Source organism: Micromonospora marina, assembly GCF_900091565.1.
In the GTDB taxonomy this organism is placed as follows: Bacteria; Actinomycetota; Actinomycetes; order Mycobacteriales; family Micromonosporaceae; genus Micromonospora; species Micromonospora marina.
In genome coordinates this window covers 23352-41555 of sequence record NZ_FMCV01000030.1, presented here as the reverse complement: position 1 = coordinate 41555, position 18204 = coordinate 23352, and the positions used below count along the sequence as shown (strand labels likewise).

Below are 18204 nucleotides of genomic sequence, written 5' to 3'. Positions count from 1 at the left end.
GGCGCAACCGTTCCAGGAGGTCACATGTCAGTCGCCGCCGACAGTCGTTACGGCCCCGCCCCGCTGCCCGCGGCGCGCGGGCCCGTCTCCGCCGCGCTGCTGGCCGCGCTGCGCGAGGCGCCGCACCCGCTGCCGGCCGGGCTGGGCGCACACCTGGACGCGGTCGCCGCGCCGCTGACCGACGAGGACCTGCAGCTCACCCTGTTCCTCTGCTACGAGCTGCACTACCGGGGCTGGTCCGGCGTCGACGAGACGTGGGAGTGGGAGCCGTCGCTGCTGGCGCTGCGCGCCCGCGCCGAGCGGCCGTTCGAGGCGGCGCTGCGTGAGCTGGCCGGCCCGCCCCCGGTCGTGTTGCCGGCCGCCGTGCCGGGTGCGCTGGCGGACCTGGTGGCCGCCGACGACGGGCCGCCGCTCGCTGCCGCGCTGCAACGCCGCGCGGACCTCGGCCGGTTCCGCGAGTTCGTCACCCACCGCTCGATCTACCACCTGCGCGAGGCCGACCCGCACAGCTGGGCGTTGCCCCGGCTCGGCGGGCCGGCGAAGGCGGCGCTCGTGGAGATCCAGACCGACGAGTACGGCAACGGCCGGCTGGACCGGATGCACGCCGAGTTGTTCCGCACCACGATGGACCGGCTCGGCCTGGACACCGGGTACGCCGCCCACCTGGACCTGGTGCCCGCGGTGACACTGGCGACGAACAACCTGATGTCCCTGTTCGGCCTGCACCGGCGGCTGCGCGGGGCGCTGCTCGGGCACCTGGCCGCCTACGAGATGACCTCGTCGCTGCCGAACCGCCGCTACGGCAACGGACTGCGGCGGCTGGGCTTCGACGCGGCCGCCACCCGCTTCTACGACGAGCACGTCGAGGCCGACGCCGTGCACGAGCAGATCGCCGCGTACGACATGTGCGGCGGGCTGGTCCGGGCCGAGCCGGCGCTCGCGTCCGATGTGCTGTTCGGGGCCGCCGCCGCGCTGGCGGTGGACGCCCTGTTCGCCGCGCACCTGTTGGACGCCTGGTCGGCCGGGGAGTCGTCGCTACGCCAACCCGCCCGGGTCCCCGCCGCAGCCTGACCCCGGGGTCAGCCCTCGCGGTCGCTGCCGGCGCGGAAGCCCGCCACCTTGTGCGTGCCGTCGCAGAACGGCTTGATCGAGCTCTTGCCGCACCGGCACAACGCGACGGTGCCCCGGCGCGTCTCGATCGGCGTGCCCTCGGGCGTCACCAACGCGAAGTCGCCGCGTACCAGCAGTGGTCCGTCCCGGTACGGGGTGATGGTCGCCGCCGGGGTGCTGTCGTCGTCGGGCATGCGCGGTGCAGTGCCCGTCCCGGTCCGGCCCAAACCCGCCCGCGACGACGGCCACGCGGCGCGACGGCGTACCTGGGTGCCGCGGGCGGTGCCGATACCGGGCGGGCCTTGGTCCTGACCCGTGGGGAGATGCCCCGTTTAGACCCCAGAGGGACGGGAAGCCGGGCCGCGTGGTGAGCGAACGAGTCGAACGGACGCCGGTCAACGGCGCGGGGCTGCCCCCGGAGCGGGTGGTGGCGGCCGGCAGCGCCGCCCGGGTCCTGGTCGCCGCGACCGCCCGGGCGCTGCGCGGCGACGACTGCGGCGACCTCGGCCACCCGGGTCCGCTGTCCCGCCTCACCGGCGCCCCCGAGCCGGTACGCCGGGCCGCCGCCGTCCGGGCCGCCGGGCGGGCGGCGCTCACCACCGACGAGATCGCTGCCGTGGACGCCGAGCGGGTGGCCGGGTGGTTCACCGGGCAGTACCCGGACCGGCGTTACCCCGGCGTGCTGCTCGGCTCGCCGCACGGTGCCGCGGCCCACCTCGCGGCGGCGCTGGGCGTGCCCTGGCTCCCGGCCGGGTTCGAACTGGCCGGCCAGTGGGCCCGGGGGGCGGTGGACCGCCCGGACGCCGCGTACGCGCACGGGGCGACGCTGGCGGCCCGGCTGCTCGACGCCAACCCGCGCGTGCACGTACGCCAGGTGCACTGTCCGGCCAGCCGGGGCGCGGCGGCGGGCGCGGCGGTGACGTTCGCGGTGCGCTGGCGCACGTTGCCGGAGGCGTACGCGCGCTTCCTGTCCGACCGGCTGGAACCGGCCGCGCCGGTGCTGCTGCTGCACGACGCCCGCACCTGGCCGGTACGGGACCGCGGCGACGGGCACAGCTTCCAGGCCGGCTGTCCGGCCGGCGGCTTGGACCCGGTCGACTTCCACCCGGACGCCCGCGCGCTGGGCCGGGTGCTGCGCGCGGCCGGTGGCGAGGAGACGCGCTGGACGGCGCCGGAGGTCACGGTGGCGGGCGCGTTCGCCGAACACGGCGTGGAGTCCGGTTTCGAGCACGACGCCCGCTCCTTCGGCGACCGGCACGGGCATCCGCTGCACCGGGTGGTCGTGCCGCAGCCGGACGCGCTGAGCGCGGTGACCGCCGACCTGTACCGGGGCTGGCTGCGGCGGGCCGGCAAGACCGGTAACCGGCTGGTGGTGGAGTGCGGCCGGCTGCTCGACCCGGGGCAGGTGGTGCGGGCCGGCCTGGTGCCCTACTGGTGCGAGAACGCCACCACGCGCCGGGTCGCGGGCGTGGAGTGGTGGCTGGCCGGCAGCGAGCCGTTCAGCTCGGTGGACGTGCTGCCCGAGCCGCCCGGCCTGCGTTCGCCCGCGTACGCGGGCCTGCCCCAGTGGCTGGCGGTGGCCGGCTTCGGGCGCCGTCGGCGGGCCCTGGACCGGGGTGCCGCGCGCGGCTACCCGGTCGCCTCGGTACCGACCCGACGTGCCACGGAGGTGTTGCGCAACCAGCCCTGCGACCTGCCCGCGCCGCCGCCGCTGCGGATGGCCGAGGCCCTCACCGCGCTGCGTGACGCGGGCGCGCACCAGGGTCTGCTGGTCTGCTGAACCCGCCGCCGGGACCGGCTGTCCGGCCAACCTGGCGAAACTTCCTCGCGATCCTGCGGTCCGTGATTGAGTACCTACGGAGCGGGAAGACCGCTCGCCGCGAAACGGCCCACGACGCCGTGCGGCGGGCAGCCACCGCCTTCGACGTATCCGTCACGTAACCCAACTTCCTCACCCGGTGCGTGGTCCGACCACGCGCACGACCGGTTCCGACCGGGCGGGGGTTCTTCGGCGAGGGGGCGCGGATGTTCGGACAGACCACCACACCCACACCACCGACCACCGACCGGGGTCTGGAGGACCTGGACGCGGCGGCGCTCGCGTACGCGGCCCGGATCGAGGGCCTGCCACCGGAGCGGCGGCAGGAGGCGCGCGACGACCTGGTCCGGTTCGCGCTGCCGTTCGCCGGTCGGCTCGCCCGCCGCTACCGCGGGCGCGGTGAGCCGCTGGAGGATCTGGAGCAGGTGGCCCGTCTCGGCCTGGTCAACGCCGTCGACAGGTACGACCCGGAACGCGGTTCGTTCACCGCGTACGCGGCCATCACCATCGTCGGCGAGATCAAGCGGCACTTCCGCGACCGCACCTGGGGCGTCCACGTCCCGCGCCGGCTGCGGGACCTGATCCTCGAGGTGGGTCAGGCGACGGCGACGCTGACCAGCGAGCTGTCCCGCGCCCCGACCGTGGCCGAGCTGTCCGTCCGGCTGGAGACGCCGGAGGAGGAGATCCTCGCCGCGCTGGAGTCGGCCGCCGGCTACAGCCCGGCCTCGCTCAACGCGCCGGTGGGCGGGGAGAGCTCGGCCGAGTTCGGCGACCTGGTCGGCGAGTCCGACCACGCGCTGGAGTCGGTGGACGACCGGGTCACGGTCAGCGGCCTGCTGCACCGGCTGCCCTGGCGGGAGCGCCGCATCCTGGCGATGCGCTTCTACGGCAACCAGACCCAGGCGGAGATCGCCGCCCGGTTCGGCATCTCGCAGATGCACGTGTCCCGGCTGCTGTCGCGGGCGCTGACCTGGCTGCGTCAGGCGATGCTCGCCGACGCACCGCCGCCCTGGCAGAACGGCACGGCCGAGGCCGTGCCGGCGAAGGCGCGGATCTCGGTGAAGCAGAACGGCGACCGGGTGGTCGTCGAGGTCGGCGGCGAGGTGGACCGGGCCGGCGCGGACCAGTTGCGCCGGGCGGTGCTCCAGGCGGTCACCGGGCAACCCCGCGAGGTGGTGGTCGACCTGGTCGGCGCCGGCGGCTTCGACGCCGGCGGGATCGCCGCGCTGATGGCCGGCCGGGAGGCCGCCGCGCGTACCGGGGTGCCGCTGCGGCTGACCCGGGTGCAGCCGGCGGTGCTCCGCTCGCTGACCGCGGCGGGACTGCCCGCCGCCGACTGAGAGACCGGCACGTGACGCGCCGGCTCCCGCCACGGAAAGCCGGCGCGCGGCGTACGACGAGAGGGCCGGCACCGCACGGTGCCGGCCCTCGTCCGCCGTCTCAGTTCTCCGGGGTGTCCCCGTGCCCGCGCGGGTGCCGCCACCTGTCGTTGGGCTGGTCGGCGCGTTCGGCGTTGAGCGCGCTGCCCTCCGGCTCGTCGGTCTCCTCGAAGCTGGGCCGACGCACCTCCTCCGGCTCCGGCACCTCCACCGGACGCGCGCCGGACTGCGGCGCCGGCTGGTACTCCACCGCCTCGCGTGCCCCGTACGCGCCGCCCGCCGACGGCGACTCCGGCACGTGCCGCTCGTGGTGCAGCTCCTCGCGGAACGACTGCGGCGGTTTGGTGGTGCGCTGCGGCAGGTCCCGGCCCAGGTCGGAGACGAGCGGCCCGTACTTGAGGTCGAACGCCGGCCGCTCGGAGCGGATGCGCGGCATCCGGTCGAAGTTGCGCAGCGGCGGCGGGCAGGTGGTGGCCCACTCCAGCGAGTTGCCGAAGCCCCACGGGTCGTCGACTGTGACCATCGCGCCGTACCGCCACGACTTCCAGATGTTCCAGATCACGAACAGGGTGGACGCGCCGAGCACGAACGAGCCGATGCTGGAGATGGTGTTCAGCGTGGTGAAGCCGTCGCCGGGCAGGTAGTCGGCGTACCGGCGGGGCATGCCTTCGCTGCCGAGCCAGTGCTGCACCAGGAAGGTGGCGTGGAAGCCGATGAACATCGTCCAGAAGTGCACCTTGCCCAGCCGCTCGTCGAGCAGCCGCCCGGTCATCTTCGGGAACCAGAAGTAGAGGCCGCCGAACGCGGCGAACACGATGGTCCCGAACATGACGTAGTGGAAGTGCGCCACCACGAAGTAGCTGTCGGTGACGTGGAAGTCGACCGGCGGGCTGGCCAGCAGCACCCCGGTCAGGCCGCCGAGCAGGAACGTCACCAGGAAGCCGATGGCGAACAGCATCGGCGTCTCGAATGTGAGCTGTCCCTTCCACATGGTGCCGATCCAGTTGAAGAACTTCACTCCCGTGGGGACCGCGATCAGGTAGCTCAGGATGCTGAAGAACGGCAGCAGTACCTGCCCGGTGGCGAACATGTGGTGCGCCCAGACCGTCATGGACAGCACGGTGATGGCGATGGTGGCCAGCACCAGGCCGGTGTAACCGAAGATCGGCTTGCGGGAGAACACCGGGATGATCTCGGTGATGATGCCGAAGAACGGCAGCGCGACGATGTAGACCTCGGGGTGGCCGAAGAACCAGAACAGGTGCTGCCAGAGCATCGGCCCGGCGGTCGTCGGGTCGTAGACGTGCGAGTGCAGGATCCGGTCCGAGGCGAGCGCCATCAGCGCGGCGGCCAGCAGCGGGAACACGAAAATCACCAGGACGCTGGTGAGCAGCGCGTTCCAGGTGAAGATCGGCATCCGGAACATGGTCATGCCCGGCGCGCGCAACGTCACGATCGTGGTGATCACGTTGACCGCGCCGAGGATCGTGCCCAGGCCGGACACGGCCAGGCCGACCACCCACAGGTTCCCGCCGACGCCGGGGGAGTGTGGCGCGGTGCTCAGCGGCGTGTACGCCGTCCAGCCGAAGTCCGCCGCGCCGCCCGGGGTGGCGAACCCGCCCACGACCATCAGCGCGCCCAGGAAGTACAGCCAGTACGCGAACGCGTTCAACCGGGGGAACGCCACGTCGGCGGCGCCGATCTGCAGCGGCACCAGGTAGTTGGCGAACCCGAAGAACAGCGGGGTGGCGAACAGCAGCAGCATGATCGTGCCGTGCATGGTGAACATCTGGTTGTACTGCTCGGGGGAGACGAGCTGCATCCCGGGCCGGGCCAGCTCCACCCGGATGACCATCGCCATGACCCCGCCGACGATGAAGTATCCGAACGACGTGACCAGGTAGAGCAGGCCGATCTGCTTGGCGTCGGTGGTGCGCAGCAACCGCCACAGCGCGTTGCCCTTCACCGCCTCCCGCACGGGCCCGGGATAGCCCCCGAACCGGGCCGGCGCGAGGATCGCGGGCCCTCGGTCTCGCGCCGGTTCCGTGACTACCCGCTTGGGCATGGCATCTCACCCCGTGTGACGACAGACAGGACGGGCGGGCGTACCCGGCCCTCTGCCCATGTAACCAGGCGAGAGTGGAGAATTCGGTCAGTTCGCCGGGAGCATGGCCCAGACGACCTTGCCGGCACCGACCGGAGTGCTGCCCCAGCGCTGGGTCAGCTCGCGGACCAGCATCAGCCCGCGGCCGCCCTCGGCACGCGGATCGCGGCTGCTCACGGCACGGGCGTCGGCCGGGCTGCCGTCCATCACCGCGACCCGCAGGTACGGCCGGCGCAGCGTCAGCGTGACGTGCATCGGGGTGCCGGCGTGCCGCACCACGTTGCCGACCAGCTCGGTGAGCACCAGTGACGCCGGCCCGGCCAGCTCCGGCACGTTCCACCTGCCGCACGCCTCCGTGACCAGCTCCCGGGCCCGCCGGCAGGCGCCGGCGACCGGCTCCAGCCGGGCCCGCAGCCGGGGTGCCGCCTCCGCCCCGGCCAGCGCCGTCGCCTCGGCGCAGTCCCGGCGCACCGGCACCACCCGGCAGGCGGTGGTCTCGTTCAGCCAGGCCGCCGTCTCGGCGCAGGGCGCGGCGAGCACCATCGGCACCGCCGGCCAGTCGGCGGCGCGCCGCGCGGCGGCGGCGAAGACGGACAGCGCCAGCGGCTCGCCGACCTCGACCTCCTCCAGGTCGACCACCAGAGCGTCCGGCTGCGCGGCGAGGCAGTTGTCGAGCACCTCGTGCACCGCACGCATCGTGCCCAGGTCGAGCGCTCCGGCCAGCCGTACGACAGTGACCGGCGACTCGTCGCGGACCTCGCACCTGATCCGGGTCACCATCGCCGCCTCGTTTCCTTCTCATCGCCACAGGGACGCCGGCCGGGACGCTCGCCGCCTGCCCGCAACCGGAGGACTACGGACGTACCCGGGGCCCGGACCGGCGAAACCGGGCGCCGGGGACCGCCGGGCCACAGGTCAGCGGCGATCCCCGCGCCGCGCCGTGACCAGCCCCAGCGCCAGCATGGCGGCGCCCAGCAGCAGGTGCAGCCACGAGTCGGCGCGGTTGACCGCGAGCGCGTTCGCCGCGTCGCGCCTGTCCACCGCCAGACCGAAGAGCCACAGCGCCAGATAGACCGCACCGGCTCCGACCAGGAACGCGCGGGCGCCGGCGACGGTACGGGCCAGCACCAGCCCGGCCACGCCGAGCACCAGGTGCACCAGGTTGTGCACCGCCGAGACCTGGAACACACCGAACAACCGGGCGCCGGAGCCCGGCCCGGCGAAGCGCAGGTCCGCGTAGTCGCTGGTGACACCCGGCACGAAGCCCAGCGCGCCGAGCAGCAGCAGGAGCACGGCGAACCCGGAGGCGACCCGGCGTACCGGCGCCCGCCCGTCGGCCGGGTTGCGCCGCGCCCGGGAGTGCGCCATCGAGTTCGTCACGCCGGCCTCCTCGCCACCGCGGGAAGCGCCGGTTTCCCGCGGCCGGCGGGGGCAAACGCCGGCCCGGCCGCGCTCGGGCGGCCGGGCCGGTGACGCTCAGGCCGGCTGCAACGGCTTCGTCACACCCGCCCGGACCCGGTCGTACAGCTCCACGTACCGCTGTGCCATCCGGGCCGGGGTGAACCGCCGGGCCGCCTCCCGCCGGCACTCGGCCGGCTCCAGCCCGCCCGCGGCGAGCACCAGGTCACCCAGTTCCTCCTCGTCGCCGGTGAGCAGGCCGGTACGGCCGTGCTCGATCAGCTCCGGCAGGCAGCCCCGGGCGGTGGACACCACAGGCGTGCCGAGCGACAGCGACTCGACCACCGCCGTGCCGCCCGGCTCCTCCCAGCGCAGCGGGAACAGCGACGCCCGCGCCGAGGCGACCAGGTCGTCGCGCTCCCACCCGGCCACCGTGCCGACCCAGCGCACCCGGTCGCCGTCGACGTGCGGCGCGACCTCGTCGTAGAAGAAACGGACGTCCGGGTTCTGCCGGGCCTCGTCGCCGGCCGCGGCCAGATCCTCCGGCCGGTGGTACGGGCCGACCGGCCCGGCCAGCACCAGCCGGAAGCCGGCCTCCTGCGCCAGCCGGGCGCCCAGGTCCTGCCCCTTGCCCGGGTTGATCCGGCCGAGGATCACCACGTGGTCGCCCTTGGCCACGGGCGCGTGCCGGTCCGCGTCCACCGCCAGCGGGGTGGACAGGTGCACGTGCCCCACCGAGTGGGCGCGCAGCGCCTCCGGGGCGCGTGCCAGCTGCGAGGCGGACACGCCGTTGACCCGTACCCGGTCGCCGCCGTCGAGGTTGCCGTACAGCTCCGGGTGCTTGGCGAGATCCCAGTGCAGCGTGTGCAGCACCGGTGGGGCGTCCGGGCCCATCGCGGCGAGCGTCGCCAGCCCGACCGCCTCCACGTGGTCGTGCACCAGGTCGATGTCGTCGCGGGCGTGCAGCGCCCGCACCACCCCGGACAGGTGCGCCTGGGAGACGCCGCAGACCTGGTTGTACGGCCGCTGCAACGCGTGGAACTGGCCGTCCGGGAAGACCGCGATCCGCTCGTCGACCGGCAGTGTGCTGCTCTCCACCGAGGCGAGCACCACCCGTACGCCCAGCCGGCGCAGTTCCGGCACCAGCGTGGCGATCACGTTCTCGATGCCGCCGTAGCCCGGCGGCGGCACGGACAGCCACGGCCCGGCGTTCATCAGCACGGTGAGCGTCATGCGCTGTCCTCTCCGAAGTCCTGGCCGGTCACGCGGCCGCCACCCGGCGGCGGGGAAGGCGCTGCCGCATCTGCGCCAGCGGCGGGCGTTCCTGCACCGACACGTCGCTGACCACGATCTCGCGGTCCAGGTTGGGCAGCGCCTCCGAGCCGCCCCGGCGGAACTGGGTCAGCAGCGCGGTCGGCGCCACCCCCGGCGCCGCCCACCCGCGCCGTTGCAGCCGCGACCAGGCGGTCAGCATGATCTGCGCGGACATCCGGCCCAGCGCGGCGGTGTCCTGGTGCCGGTGCTTGCGCTCACCCAGGTCGACCTGGGCCAGCGCGTCCAGCCCGACCAGCTCCAGCAGGTCGATCAGCATGGCCGTCTCGACGCCGTACCCGGTGACGAACGGCACCCGTTCCAGCACCTCGCGGCGGCCGGCGTACTCGCCCGCCAGCGGTTGCACGAACCCGGCCAGCTCCGGCCAGAACAGGTTCAGCAGCGGCCGGGCCATCAGCTCCGTCACCCGGCCGCCACCGTCGGGCTCCACGCTCGTCGCACCGACCAGCGGCCGGTGGTAGAAGCCCTTCACGAACTGCACGCCCGGATCCGTCAGCAGCGGCCCGAGCAGCCCGGTCACGAAGTGCGGCCGGAACTCACGCAGGTCGGCGTCGACGAACGCGACCACGTCCCCCTCGGCCGCGGCCAGCCCGGCCCAGAGCGCGTCGCCCTTGCCGGCCAGCCGGGGCAGCCCACGCGTCATCGCGTCCTGGCTGACCACCTCGGCGCCGGCCGCGCGCGCCACCTGCGCGGTCCGGTCGGTGGACCGGGAGTCCACCACGATCAGTTCGTCGACGAGCGTCCATCAGGTGTTCCCGGACGGTCGACACGATCGCGCCGACGGTCGCCTCCTCGTTGCGGGCCGGCAGCACCACGCTGATCCGGCTCGCACCCTTGGCCCGTACCAGTCGCCGCGCCGGCCAGTCGTCGGCGGTGCTGGTGCGGTACGTGGCCCACGCCTCCACCACAGGTGAGACGGTCGAATCTGATTCCCGCACGGGCACCCCCATTGATGGTGGAATCGCGGACCATGGTTTTCCCAGTCCCGCATCGGCGCTAACCGGATCTTGCCCAACATCCTGATCACCTGGCGCGTACCGGGAGGTTCCGGGCGGATGAACGTTGCGTTGCGCACGGCTCGGCGTTTGGCGCGCGGCGAGCGGGGGGAGTGGGACCGCAGTCTTCCAGTCGTGGCGAGAGGGTTGGTCGGATGCGTACCTGCCGGGTGGGACTAGTCGGAGCCGGTGGGGTGGCGCAACGCCACGCCCGGGTGCTCACGGGCTTCGAGGACGTGGAGCTGCTCGGCGTGACCGATGTCGCACCGGACGCGGCGGGCGCGCTCGCCGGCACGTACGGCGGCCGGGTGTTCCGCGACGTGGACGAGCTGCTCGCGGCCGGCCCGGACGCGGTGTACGTCTGCGTGCCGCCGTTCGCGCACGGCCCGGTCGAGGAGGCGGTGGTCGCCGCTGGCGTGCCGATGTTCGTGGAGAAGCCGGTGGCGCTGGACCTGGAGACCGCCGAGCGGGTCGCCACGCTGGTGCAGCAGCGCGGCCTGCTCACCGGCGTCGGGCACCACTGGCGCTACCTGCACGTGGTGGAGGAGGCCCGGCGGCTGCTCGCCGACCGTCCGGTGCGGATGGTCAACGGCGCCTGGCTGGACAAGGTGCCACCGGTGGCCTGGTGGGCGCGGCGGGACCGGTCCGGCGGCCCGGTCGTCGAGCAGGCCGCGCACGTGCTGGACCTGGTCCGGCTGCTGGCCGGCGAGGCGGTCGAGGTGACCGCGTACGGCGACGGCAGCCCGCCGCCGGTCGACGGCGCGGACATCGACTCGGTGACCGCCGCCACACTGCGCTTCGGCTCCGGCGCGGTCGGCACGCTCACCGCGTCCTGCGTGCTCGGCTGGAAGCACCGCGCCGGCCTGGAGATCCTCGCCGACGGGCTGGCGCTGTGGCTGGCCGAGGACGGCCTGACCGTCCGCGACGGCGACGGCGAGCGGCACCTGCCCGCCGACCCGGACGGCGCGCGGGTCGCCGTCGACCGGGCGTTCGTCGACGCCGTGTGCGGCCTCGGCGACGACGTCCGGGTGCCGTACGCCGAGGCGCTGCGCACCCACCGGCTCGCGCTCGCGGTGGCCGAGTCGGCGCGTACCGGACGGCCGGTGGCGTTGCCGACCGGCCCGGCGTCCCGGCTCACCGCGCCGGTCGCGGACGCGGGGGTGGGCGTCGATGCGTGACCGGGTGGTGGTGGTCGGCGGCCCCGGCCGGGTCGAGCTGGCCGAACTGGACGCGCCGGAGCTGCGCGAGGGCACCTTCCGGGTGGAGACGCTCTACAGCGGCGTGTCCGTCGGCACCGAACTGAGCTTCGTCAAGGGCACCAACCCCTACCTGCACGTCACCTGGGACGCCGCGCTCGGGCTGTTCCGGCCCGGCGCGGCGAGCACGCCGTACCCGGTGACCCGGCTCGGCTACATGCAGGTCGGCCGCGTGGTGGAGAGCCGGACCCCGGCCGTCGCGGTGGGCGAGGTCGGCGCCATGACGTACGGCCACCGCAGCGGCTGGGTCGCCGACCCGCTCACCGAGCGGTTCGTGCCGCTGCCCGACGACCTGGACCCGATGCTCGGGGTGTACGTCGCGCACATGGGCCCGATCTGCGCCAACGGGCTGCTGCACGCCGCCGCCGACCTGTGCGGCGCCGACGTGCGCACACTCGGCGACGGCGTACGCGGGCGCCGGGTCGCGGTGGTGGGCGGCGGCGTGGTGGCGCTGCTGACCGCGCTGTTCGCCCGCCGCCACGGCGCCGCCTCGGTGGTCGTGGTCGACCCGACGCCGGCCCGGCGGCAGGTCGCCGAGGCGCTCGGCCTGGACACGCTCGACCCGGACGCGGACGACCCGGCGGTGGTGCTCAAGACGCGGTGGAACCACGCCGCCGGGGACCGGGGCGCCGACGTGGTCTTCCAGTGCCGGGGCCAGGACTGGGCGTTGCGGCTCGCGCTGCGCCTGCTGCGTCCGCAGGGCACGGTGATCGACCTGGCGTTCTACCAGGCCGGCGCGGACGCGGTCCGGCTCGGTGAGGAGTTCCACCACAACGGGCTGTCGCTGCGCTGCGCGCAGATCGGCCGGGTGCCGCGCGGGCTGGCGCCCACCTGGGACCGGGAGCGGCTGTCGGCGGAGACGATCGAGCTGCTGCGCCAGTTCGGGGACGTGATCCGCAAGCACCTGGTCTCGGCCGTGGTTCCCCTGGACGAGGCCCCCGCCCTGCTGACCGACCTGGCCGACCGCCGCCGCACCGAGCTGCAGGTCGTCCTCACCCCCTGACACGCCCCCGCCCGAACGCGTCGATCATGAGGTTGGCGGTGACAAAACGGACACAGAAGGCCGTCAACCTCATGATCGACGGAAGCGGGCCGGAAGGGGTGGGCCCGGCACGCGGCGGGCGGGGGTCACAATCGGCTCCGGTTCGCGTACCGTTGCCGCTCATGGGTGTGTCGCAACGGTTGAAGACCAGGTTCCGCCGGTTCCTCCAGCGCCCGGGGACGACTGTCGACCTGGCGCCGCTGGAGAAGCTGCTGCCGGCGATCGAGGCGCGCGAGGCGGACCTGGAGCAGCTCTCCGACGCCGAGCTGACCGAGGCCGCGGGCCGGGCCACGGGGTACGAGGAGATCTGCGCGGTCGGCCGCGAGGCGGCCCGGCGCGGGCTCGACCAGCGCCCCTACGACGTGCAGCTGCTCGGCGCGATGGCGCTGCTGTCCGGCAAGGTCGCCGAGATGGCCACCGGTGAGGGCAAGACACTCACCGCCACCGTCGCCGCGTACGGGCACGTCCGGCTGGGCAACGGCCCGGTGCACGTGCTCACCGTCAACGACTACCTGGCCCGCCGCGACGCCGAGTGGATGACCCCGGTCTACGACCTGCTCGGGCTGAGCGTCGGCTGGGTCAACGAGGCGTCCACGCCCGAGGAGCGGCGCGCCGCGTACGCCTGCGACGTCACCTACGTGTCGGTCAGCGAGGCCGGCTTCGACTTCCTCCGCGACCAGCTCGTCACCGACCTGGCCGACCGGGTGCAGCCGCCGCTGAAGACCGCGATCGTGGACGAGGCCGACTCGATCCTGATCGACGAGGCCCGGGTGCCGATGGTGCTGGCCGGTGCGGTCGGCGGCGAGCAGGACCCGGTGCACGCGGCCGCCGCGCTGGTGCGCGGGCTGCGCAAGGGCAAGCACTACACGGTCGCCGACGACGGCCGCAGCGTCGCCTTCACCTCCGTCGGCCTGGCCACCGTCGAGGCCAAGCTCGGCGGCATCGACCTGTACGACGCCGAGCACGTCGGGCAGCTCTCCACGGTGAACGTGGCGCTGCACGCGCACGCCCTGCTGCACCGCGACGTGGACTACATCGTCCGGGACGACTCGGTCGAGCTGATCGACGAGATGCGAGGCCGGGTCGCGCAGCGCCGCCGCTGGCCGGACGGGCTCCAGGCCGCGGTCGAGGCGAAGGAGGGCCTGGACGCCACCGCCGAGGGCGAGGTGCTGGGCACGATCACCGTGCAGGCGTACATCGCGCTCTACCCGACGGTCTGCGGCATGACCGCGACCGCCGTGCTCGTCGGCGACCAGCTCCGCGAGTTCTTCGGCCTCGAGGTCGCGGTGATCCCGCCGAACACCCCGTGCGTCCGCGAGGACGAGCCGGACCGGATCTACGCCACCCGCGCCGAGAAGGAGGAGGCGCTGGTCGACGAGATCACGCGCTGCCACCAGGCGGGGCGGCCGGTGCTGATCGGCACCCTCGACGTCAAGGAGTCCGAGGGACTGGCCGCCGCGCTCAACGCGGCCGGGGTGTCGTGCGTGGTGCTCAACGCCAAGAACGACGACGAGGAGGCCGGCATCATCGCGGAGGCCGGCGCGTACGGCGCGGTGACTGTCTCCACCCAGATGGCCGGGCGGGGCGTGGACATCCGGCTGGGCGGCAGCGACCAGGCCGACCGCGACCGGGTGGCGGAGCTGGGCGGCCTGTACGTGATCGGCAGCGGCCGGCACGACAGCCGCCGGGTCGACGACCAGCTGCGCGGCCGGGCCGGCCGGCAGGGCGACCCGGGCGGGTCGGTGTTCTTCGTCAGCCTGGAGGACGACCTGGTGGTCCGGCACGCCGGCGACACCGTGCCGGCCTCGCCCCGGATGAACGCCGACGGCCTGGTCACCGACCCGCAGGTCGACTACGCGGTCGAGCACGCCCAGCGGGTCGCCGAGGGCGTCAACCACGAGATCCACCGCAACACGTGGCGCTACAGCCAGGTGATCGAGCAGCAGCGCAAGGCGCTCGCCGAGCGCCGGGAGCGGCTGCTGACCAGCGACATCGCCGCGCTGATGCTGCTGGAGCGGGTGCCGGAGAAGGCCGGCGAGATGGACGAGGACCTGCTCGCCGACGTGGCCCGCACGATCGCCCTCTACCACCTGGACCGGCTCTGGGCCGACCACCTGGCCGAGTTGTCCGAGGTCCGCGAGGGCGTGCACCTGCGGGCGCTGGGCCGGCTCGACCCGCTCGACGAGTTCCACCGCAGCGCGGTGCCGGCGTTCAACGCGCTGGTGCCCGAGATCGAGACGCGGACCGTGGCCACGTTCGAGGAGACCGAGTTCGACGAGGGCTGGGAGCCGGACTCGTCGAAGCTGGTGCGGCCGAGCGCCACCTGGACGTACCTGGTGCACGACAACCCGTTCGGCTCGGAGCTGGACCGGCTGATCGCCTCGGTGGGCCGGCGGCTCATCTCCGGGTCGCGCTGACCTGCGCCGAAGGCCCCTTCCGGTGCGCCGGGAGGGGCCTTTTTGCGCGGTTTCGCCGGCGGTCTGCGAGGGTAGTAGGCCGGGGCCCGGCCACAGGAGGGACGGACATGGGACAGGCAACGGTGCCGGACGGGGAGACCGCGTGGACGGGGGAGGCTCCGGCCCGGTGAACCTCCACACGCGCCAGCCCATGATCGACAACCTCGGCGTGCTGGAGACGGCCGCGCTGCTGCGCGAGCTGACCGCCGGCCTGATCGGCGTGGCCCGTTTCGACGAGGCGCTCGACCGCCTGGTCCGCATCGCCCGCGACGTCGTGCCGGGCGTGGACTGCTGCGGCTTCACCGTGCTGCGCGCCGGTGAGCCCGCCGGGGTGGCCGCCTCCGACCCGGACCGGGCCGAGCTGGACGACCTGCGGCACGGCCCGGACACCCCGGCGATGACGGCCATCCGCCGCCGGGAGATGATCATCGCGGGCGGGCTGTCCGGCGAGACGCGCTGGCCGGCCTGGAGCGAGCGGGCCCGTACGCTGGGCGTGCACGGGGTGATCTCCGCGCCGGTCGACGTGGACGAGCAGGTCATCGGCGCGATCAACCTGTACGCCGGGTCGCCCGACGCGCTCACCCCCCGGCACCAGCTCACCGCGATGCTGCTCGCCGAGCACGCCGGGCTGCTGCTGGCCGCCGCCCGCGACCGCGAGCGGGCCGCCAGCCGGGCCGACGAGATCGACGACTCGCTGCTGGCCGAGGGGGTGATCGGGCAGGCCGTCGGCGTGATCATGACGCAGCGCGGCTGTCCCGCGCCGGAGGCACTTCGGGTGCTGCGCAGCGCCGCGTCCTCGCTGGACATCCCGCTGCGCCAGGTGGCCGAGCGGCTCGTGCTGACCGTCTCCCGGCCCCGGGACAACTGAGCGACAGTCGTTTCGCCTCGCGGCACCTCGGGTAGCACTCTGGACTGGTGAGCTGCGCCGACCTGGGGAGGAAGCGATGCAGAGCCGACTGCGGGTGCAGGGGCATCCCATTCAACCGATGCTTGTCACGTTCCCGTTCGGCCTGTTCGTGTGCGCCGCGATCTTCGATCTGGCCGACGTGGCGGGCGGCCCGGCGTTCCTCGGTGAGGTGGGCTACTGGACCGCGGTGGCCGCGCTCGTCGCCGCCGGGCTCACCACGGTCGCCGGTCTGGTCGACCTGTGGGACGTCCGCACCGGGCGCACCAGCCGGACCGTCCTGGCGTTCAACCTCGTCAACGCCGTGATGGCGGCGCTGTTCCTGCTGTCCTGCCTGATCCGGGCGAGCGCGCCGCAGCGTGGCGCGACGGGCGTCCTGCTCGCCGCCGAACTCGTCGCCCTCGCGGTCGGCGCGGTCGGCGTGGCCCTGGGCGCGCGGCTGATGCAGCAGTTCGACCGGGCCACCGAGCCGACCGGCTTCGAGCCGGTCGGCGGCGTGCCCGCCGGGTCCACCGTCGAGATCGCGCGTCCGCGCCCGTTCTGACCCGCCGGCGCCACGGGCCGCCGTCCGTCGGGCGCTGGCGCGGGCTCCGCCGCGCAGGCCCTGGGCACCGGCAGCACCGCCCGTCGGCTGCGCCGAAATGCGTTGCCGCGGCCGCCGCCGGGCGGCAGGCTCGCGGGCATGGTCCGCATGTTCTCCGAACTCGTGGCCGAGGCCGAGGCGGCACCGGTCGAGGGGTGGGGCTTCGAGTGGCTGCGTGGCCGCGCCACCGAGGAGCGCCCGCCCTGGGGGTACGCGCGCCGGGTGGCCGACCGGATGGCCGGCGTGACGGCGGCGCTGGACATCGACACCGGCGGGGGAGAGGTGCTGGCCGAGGTGCCGGCGCCGCCGCCGCTGCTGGTCGCCACCGAGGCGTGGCCGCCGAACGTGCCGGTGGCCCGGCGCAACCTGCGCCCGCTCGGCGCGACTGTGGTACGGGTGGCCGACCGGCCGCCGCTGCCGTTCCGGAACGCCGCCTTCGACCTGGCCGTGAGCCGTCATCCGGTGCACACGTGGTGGGACGAGGTGGCCCGGGTGCTGCGCCCCGGCGGCACCTACCTGTCCCAGCAGATCGGCCCAGGCACGGTACGGGAGCTGAGCGAGGCGATCCTCGGGCCGCTGCCGCCACCGGAGCACCGTCACCCGGAGGCGGCGGTTGCCGACGCGCGTGCCGCCGGGCTCACCGTCGTCGACCTGCGCGAGGCCACGCTGCGTACCGTCTTCCACGACATCGGCGCGGTGGTGTGGTTCCTGCGCAAGGTGGTCTGGACGGTGCCCGGCTTCACCGCCGGCCGCTACACCGACGAGCTGCGCCGCCTGGACGAGCGGATCCGCGCCGAGGGACCGTTCGTCGCGCACGCCCGCCGCTTCCTCATCGAGGCGCGCCGGGGTTGACCGGGCCGGGCCGGTGCGCCGCGGCGTGGTGCGCGGCCAGCACGTCGGCGCCGAAGTCACCGGCCGGGCGGCGCAGCACGGTGTGCGCGTGGTTGCCGTCGTCGGTGGTGTTGTCGTACTCGATCAGCAGGTCCTCGCCCTGCACCCGGTAGTAGTGCCGCCGGCCCGGCTCGACCGGTCCGGCCCAGGCGAAGTGCAGCTCGCCGCCGTCGAGCCGGTCGGCCTCCCGGGCCGCCAGCTCCGGCGGCAGCCGGTCCAGGTAGAGCGCCACGAGCCGGTCGAGCAGGGCCCGGCCGGTCGGCCGCAGCCGCCCCCGGGGTACGCCGAGCGGGTCGAGCCGGTCCGGTGCGGTGGCCCGGGTGGCGCTGATGATGTCGGCGGGCGCCTCGTCGGCGATGATCGCGGCGGACCGGCCGCCCGGTCCGAGCGCGTCGAGCAGCTCGCGGGCCAGGTCCTCCTCGGGGCCCAGCGGCCGGGAGACCGGGCGCCCGGCGTGCCGGACGGTGGCCGGGTTGGCGCCGAGGAAGACCGGCGCGGGGCAGACCCGGTCGTCGGCGACGGTCATGCTCACCGACAGGTGGTGTCCCTCGAACCGCCAGGCCCAGTAGTCGTCGCGGGCCGGGTCGCCGAAGACCGCCACCCAGTAGTCGCCGCTGTGCCGGCCGCGCCGCCAGTCCTCGGCCCGGTCCAGCACCTCCTCCAGCGCCATGACGGTTACGGCCTGCGCGTACGCGGCCGGGCTGAGGGCGGTGGCGAGCAGCCGGTGCGCGGCCTTGCGGGCGTCGACGTCCAGGCCGGCGAGGGTGACGCCGGGCCGGGGCCGGGGCCGGTACTCCAGCCACCGGCGGGCCGGTTCGTCGTCGAAGGTGTGCCGGGCGGCGTGGCGGGCCGGCTCGTCCAGCGCCGCCAGGAACGCCGCCGCCGCCGTTCGCATCTGCTCGGGTACGGGATCCTCCACCGTCCCTGTATACCGC

Annotated in this window: 15 protein-coding genes and 1 pseudogene; 9 read left to right on the top strand and 7 right to left on the bottom strand. The window is 74.5% G+C overall.

All coding sequences use genetic code 11. The features are described from left to right. The first annotated feature begins 24 nt into the window (after positions 1-24). Positions 25-1071 carry an iron-containing redox enzyme family protein gene (locus GA0070215_RS25785; protein ID WP_018788431.1) on the top strand — a complete coding sequence of 349 codons (1047 nt, stop codon included), beginning with the start codon at positions 25-27 and terminating at the stop codon, positions 1069-1071. Between the two features lie 8 nt (positions 1072-1079). Here the strand turns inward: GA0070215_RS25785 and GA0070215_RS25780 are convergent, their stop codons facing one another. Next, positions 1080-1304 carry a CDGSH iron-sulfur domain-containing protein gene (locus GA0070215_RS25780; RefSeq protein WP_091050869.1) on the bottom strand — a complete coding sequence of 75 codons (225 nt, stop codon included), beginning with the start codon at positions 1302-1304 and terminating at the stop codon, positions 1080-1082. Between the two features lie 170 nt (positions 1305-1474). On the opposite strand from GA0070215_RS25780, the gene GA0070215_RS25775 reads away from it, so the two are divergent. Next, positions 1475-2890 (top strand): hypothetical protein, encoded by a 1416-nt coding sequence (locus GA0070215_RS25775; RefSeq protein ID WP_091050868.1) that lies wholly within the window; start codon positions 1475-1477, stop codon positions 2888-2890. 245 nt (positions 2891-3135) lie between these two features. Then, positions 3136-4269 carry a SigB/SigF/SigG family RNA polymerase sigma factor gene (locus GA0070215_RS25770; RefSeq protein WP_018788428.1) on the top strand — a complete coding sequence of 378 codons (1134 nt, stop codon included), beginning with the start codon at positions 3136-3138 and terminating at the stop codon, positions 4267-4269. 100 nt (positions 4270-4369) lie between these two features. Here the strand turns inward: GA0070215_RS25770 and ctaD are convergent, their stop codons facing one another. From ctaD to GA0070215_RS25745, 5 genes and pseudogenes are all read right to left on the bottom strand, one after another. Further along, entirely contained in the window at positions 4370-6373 is a 2004-nt protein-coding gene (ctaD, locus tag GA0070215_RS25765; RefSeq protein WP_091050863.1) for an aa3-type cytochrome oxidase subunit I, read from the bottom strand. Between the two features lie 87 nt (positions 6374-6460). Then, a complete protein-coding gene (locus GA0070215_RS25760; protein ID WP_091050860.1) occupies positions 6461-7192 on the bottom strand; it encodes an ATP-binding protein in 732 nt (243 codons plus the stop codon). A 135-nt stretch (positions 7193-7327) separates the two neighbouring features. Continuing rightward, positions 7328-7780: a DUF4383 domain-containing protein gene (locus tag GA0070215_RS25755; RefSeq protein ID WP_091050898.1), complete on the bottom strand. Its 453-nt coding sequence runs from the start codon at positions 7778-7780 to the stop codon at positions 7328-7330. Positions 7781-7888: 108 nt separating this feature from the next. Continuing rightward, positions 7889-9043 carry a glycosyltransferase gene (locus GA0070215_RS25750; protein WP_091050856.1) on the bottom strand — a complete coding sequence of 385 codons (1155 nt, stop codon included), beginning with the start codon at positions 9041-9043 and terminating at the stop codon, positions 7889-7891. 28 nt (positions 9044-9071) lie between these two features. After that, positions 9072-10080, bottom strand: a pseudogene (locus tag GA0070215_RS25745) (glucosyl-3-phosphoglycerate synthase). 212 nt (positions 10081-10292) lie between these two features. Between GA0070215_RS25745 and GA0070215_RS25740 the strand changes: the two are divergent. From GA0070215_RS25740 to GA0070215_RS25715, 6 genes are all read left to right on the top strand, one after another. Beyond that, positions 10293-11315, top strand: a complete 1023-nt coding sequence (locus tag GA0070215_RS25740; RefSeq protein WP_091050852.1) for a Gfo/Idh/MocA family protein — start codon at positions 10293-10295, stop codon at positions 11313-11315. Beyond that, a complete protein-coding gene (locus tag GA0070215_RS25735) occupies positions 11308-12396 on the top strand; it encodes a zinc-binding dehydrogenase (RefSeq protein ID WP_091050850.1) in 1089 nt (362 codons plus the stop codon). The genes GA0070215_RS25740 and GA0070215_RS25735 overlap by 8 nt, the downstream gene beginning before the upstream one ends. Before the next feature lie 161 nt (positions 12397-12557). Continuing rightward, positions 12558-14852 carry an accessory Sec system translocase SecA2 gene (gene secA2 / locus GA0070215_RS25730; RefSeq protein WP_091050847.1) on the top strand — a complete coding sequence of 765 codons (2295 nt, stop codon included), beginning with the start codon at positions 12558-12560 and terminating at the stop codon, positions 14850-14852. A gap of 190 nt (positions 14853-15042) precedes the next feature. Continuing rightward, positions 15043-15759: a GAF and ANTAR domain-containing protein gene (locus tag GA0070215_RS25725; RefSeq protein WP_018788419.1), complete on the top strand. Its 717-nt coding sequence runs from the start codon at positions 15043-15045 to the stop codon at positions 15757-15759. A 76-nt stretch (positions 15760-15835) separates the two neighbouring features. After that, positions 15836-16339, top strand: coding sequence for a DUF2231 domain-containing protein (locus tag GA0070215_RS25720; RefSeq protein WP_091050843.1), 504 nt, complete (start codon positions 15836-15838; stop codon positions 16337-16339). Positions 16340-16477: 138 nt separating this feature from the next. After that, positions 16478-17230 carry a class I SAM-dependent methyltransferase gene (locus tag GA0070215_RS25715; protein ID WP_091050838.1) on the top strand — a complete coding sequence of 251 codons (753 nt, stop codon included), beginning with the start codon at positions 16478-16480 and terminating at the stop codon, positions 17228-17230. Here the strand turns inward: GA0070215_RS25715 and GA0070215_RS25710 are convergent. Continuing rightward, on the bottom strand, positions 17208-18188 hold the full coding sequence (locus GA0070215_RS25710; protein ID WP_051090532.1) for a DUF3500 domain-containing protein: 981 nt from the start codon (positions 18186-18188) through the stop codon (positions 17208-17210). The genes GA0070215_RS25715 and GA0070215_RS25710 overlap by 23 nt on opposite strands. Positions 18189-18204: the final 16 nt, after the last annotated feature.

Bases quoted from the DNA above. Each gene is read 5' to 3' on its own strand.
- GA0070215_RS25770 (WP_018788428.1), top strand. From the start codon at position 3,136: ATGTTCGGACAGACCACCACACCCACACCACCGACCACCGACCGGGGT.
- GA0070215_RS25760 (WP_091050860.1), bottom strand. From the start codon at position 7,192: ATGGTGACCCGGATCAGGTGCGAGGTCCGCGACGAGTCGCCGGTCACT.
- GA0070215_RS25725 (WP_018788419.1), top strand. From the start codon at position 15,043: ATGATCGACAACCTCGGCGTGCTGGAGACGGCCGCGCTGCTGCGCGAG.
- GA0070215_RS25780 (WP_091050869.1), bottom strand. From the start codon at position 1,304: ATGCCCGACGACGACAGCACCCCGGCGGCGACCATCACCCCGTACCGG.
- GA0070215_RS25785 (WP_018788431.1), top strand. From the start codon at position 25: ATGTCAGTCGCCGCCGACAGTCGTTACGGCCCCGCCCCGCTGCCCGCG.
- secA2 (WP_091050847.1), top strand. From the start codon at position 12,558: ATGGGTGTGTCGCAACGGTTGAAGACCAGGTTCCGCCGGTTCCTCCAG.
- GA0070215_RS25750 (WP_091050856.1), bottom strand. From the start codon at position 9,043: ATGACGCTCACCGTGCTGATGAACGCCGGGCCGTGGCTGTCCGTGCCG.
- GA0070215_RS25715 (WP_091050838.1), top strand. From the start codon at position 16,478: ATGGTCCGCATGTTCTCCGAACTCGTGGCCGAGGCCGAGGCGGCACCG.
- ctaD (WP_091050863.1), bottom strand. From the start codon at position 6,373: ATGCCCAAGCGGGTAGTCACGGAACCGGCGCGAGACCGAGGGCCCGCG.
- GA0070215_RS25735 (WP_091050850.1), top strand. From the start codon at position 11,308: ATGCGTGACCGGGTGGTGGTGGTCGGCGGCCCCGGCCGGGTCGAGCTG.
- GA0070215_RS25755 (WP_091050898.1), bottom strand. From the start codon at position 7,780: ATGGCGCACTCCCGGGCGCGGCGCAACCCGGCCGACGGGCGGGCGCCG.
- GA0070215_RS25720 (WP_091050843.1), top strand. From the start codon at position 15,836: ATGCAGAGCCGACTGCGGGTGCAGGGGCATCCCATTCAACCGATGCTT.
- GA0070215_RS25740 (WP_091050852.1), top strand. From the start codon at position 10,293: ATGCGTACCTGCCGGGTGGGACTAGTCGGAGCCGGTGGGGTGGCGCAA.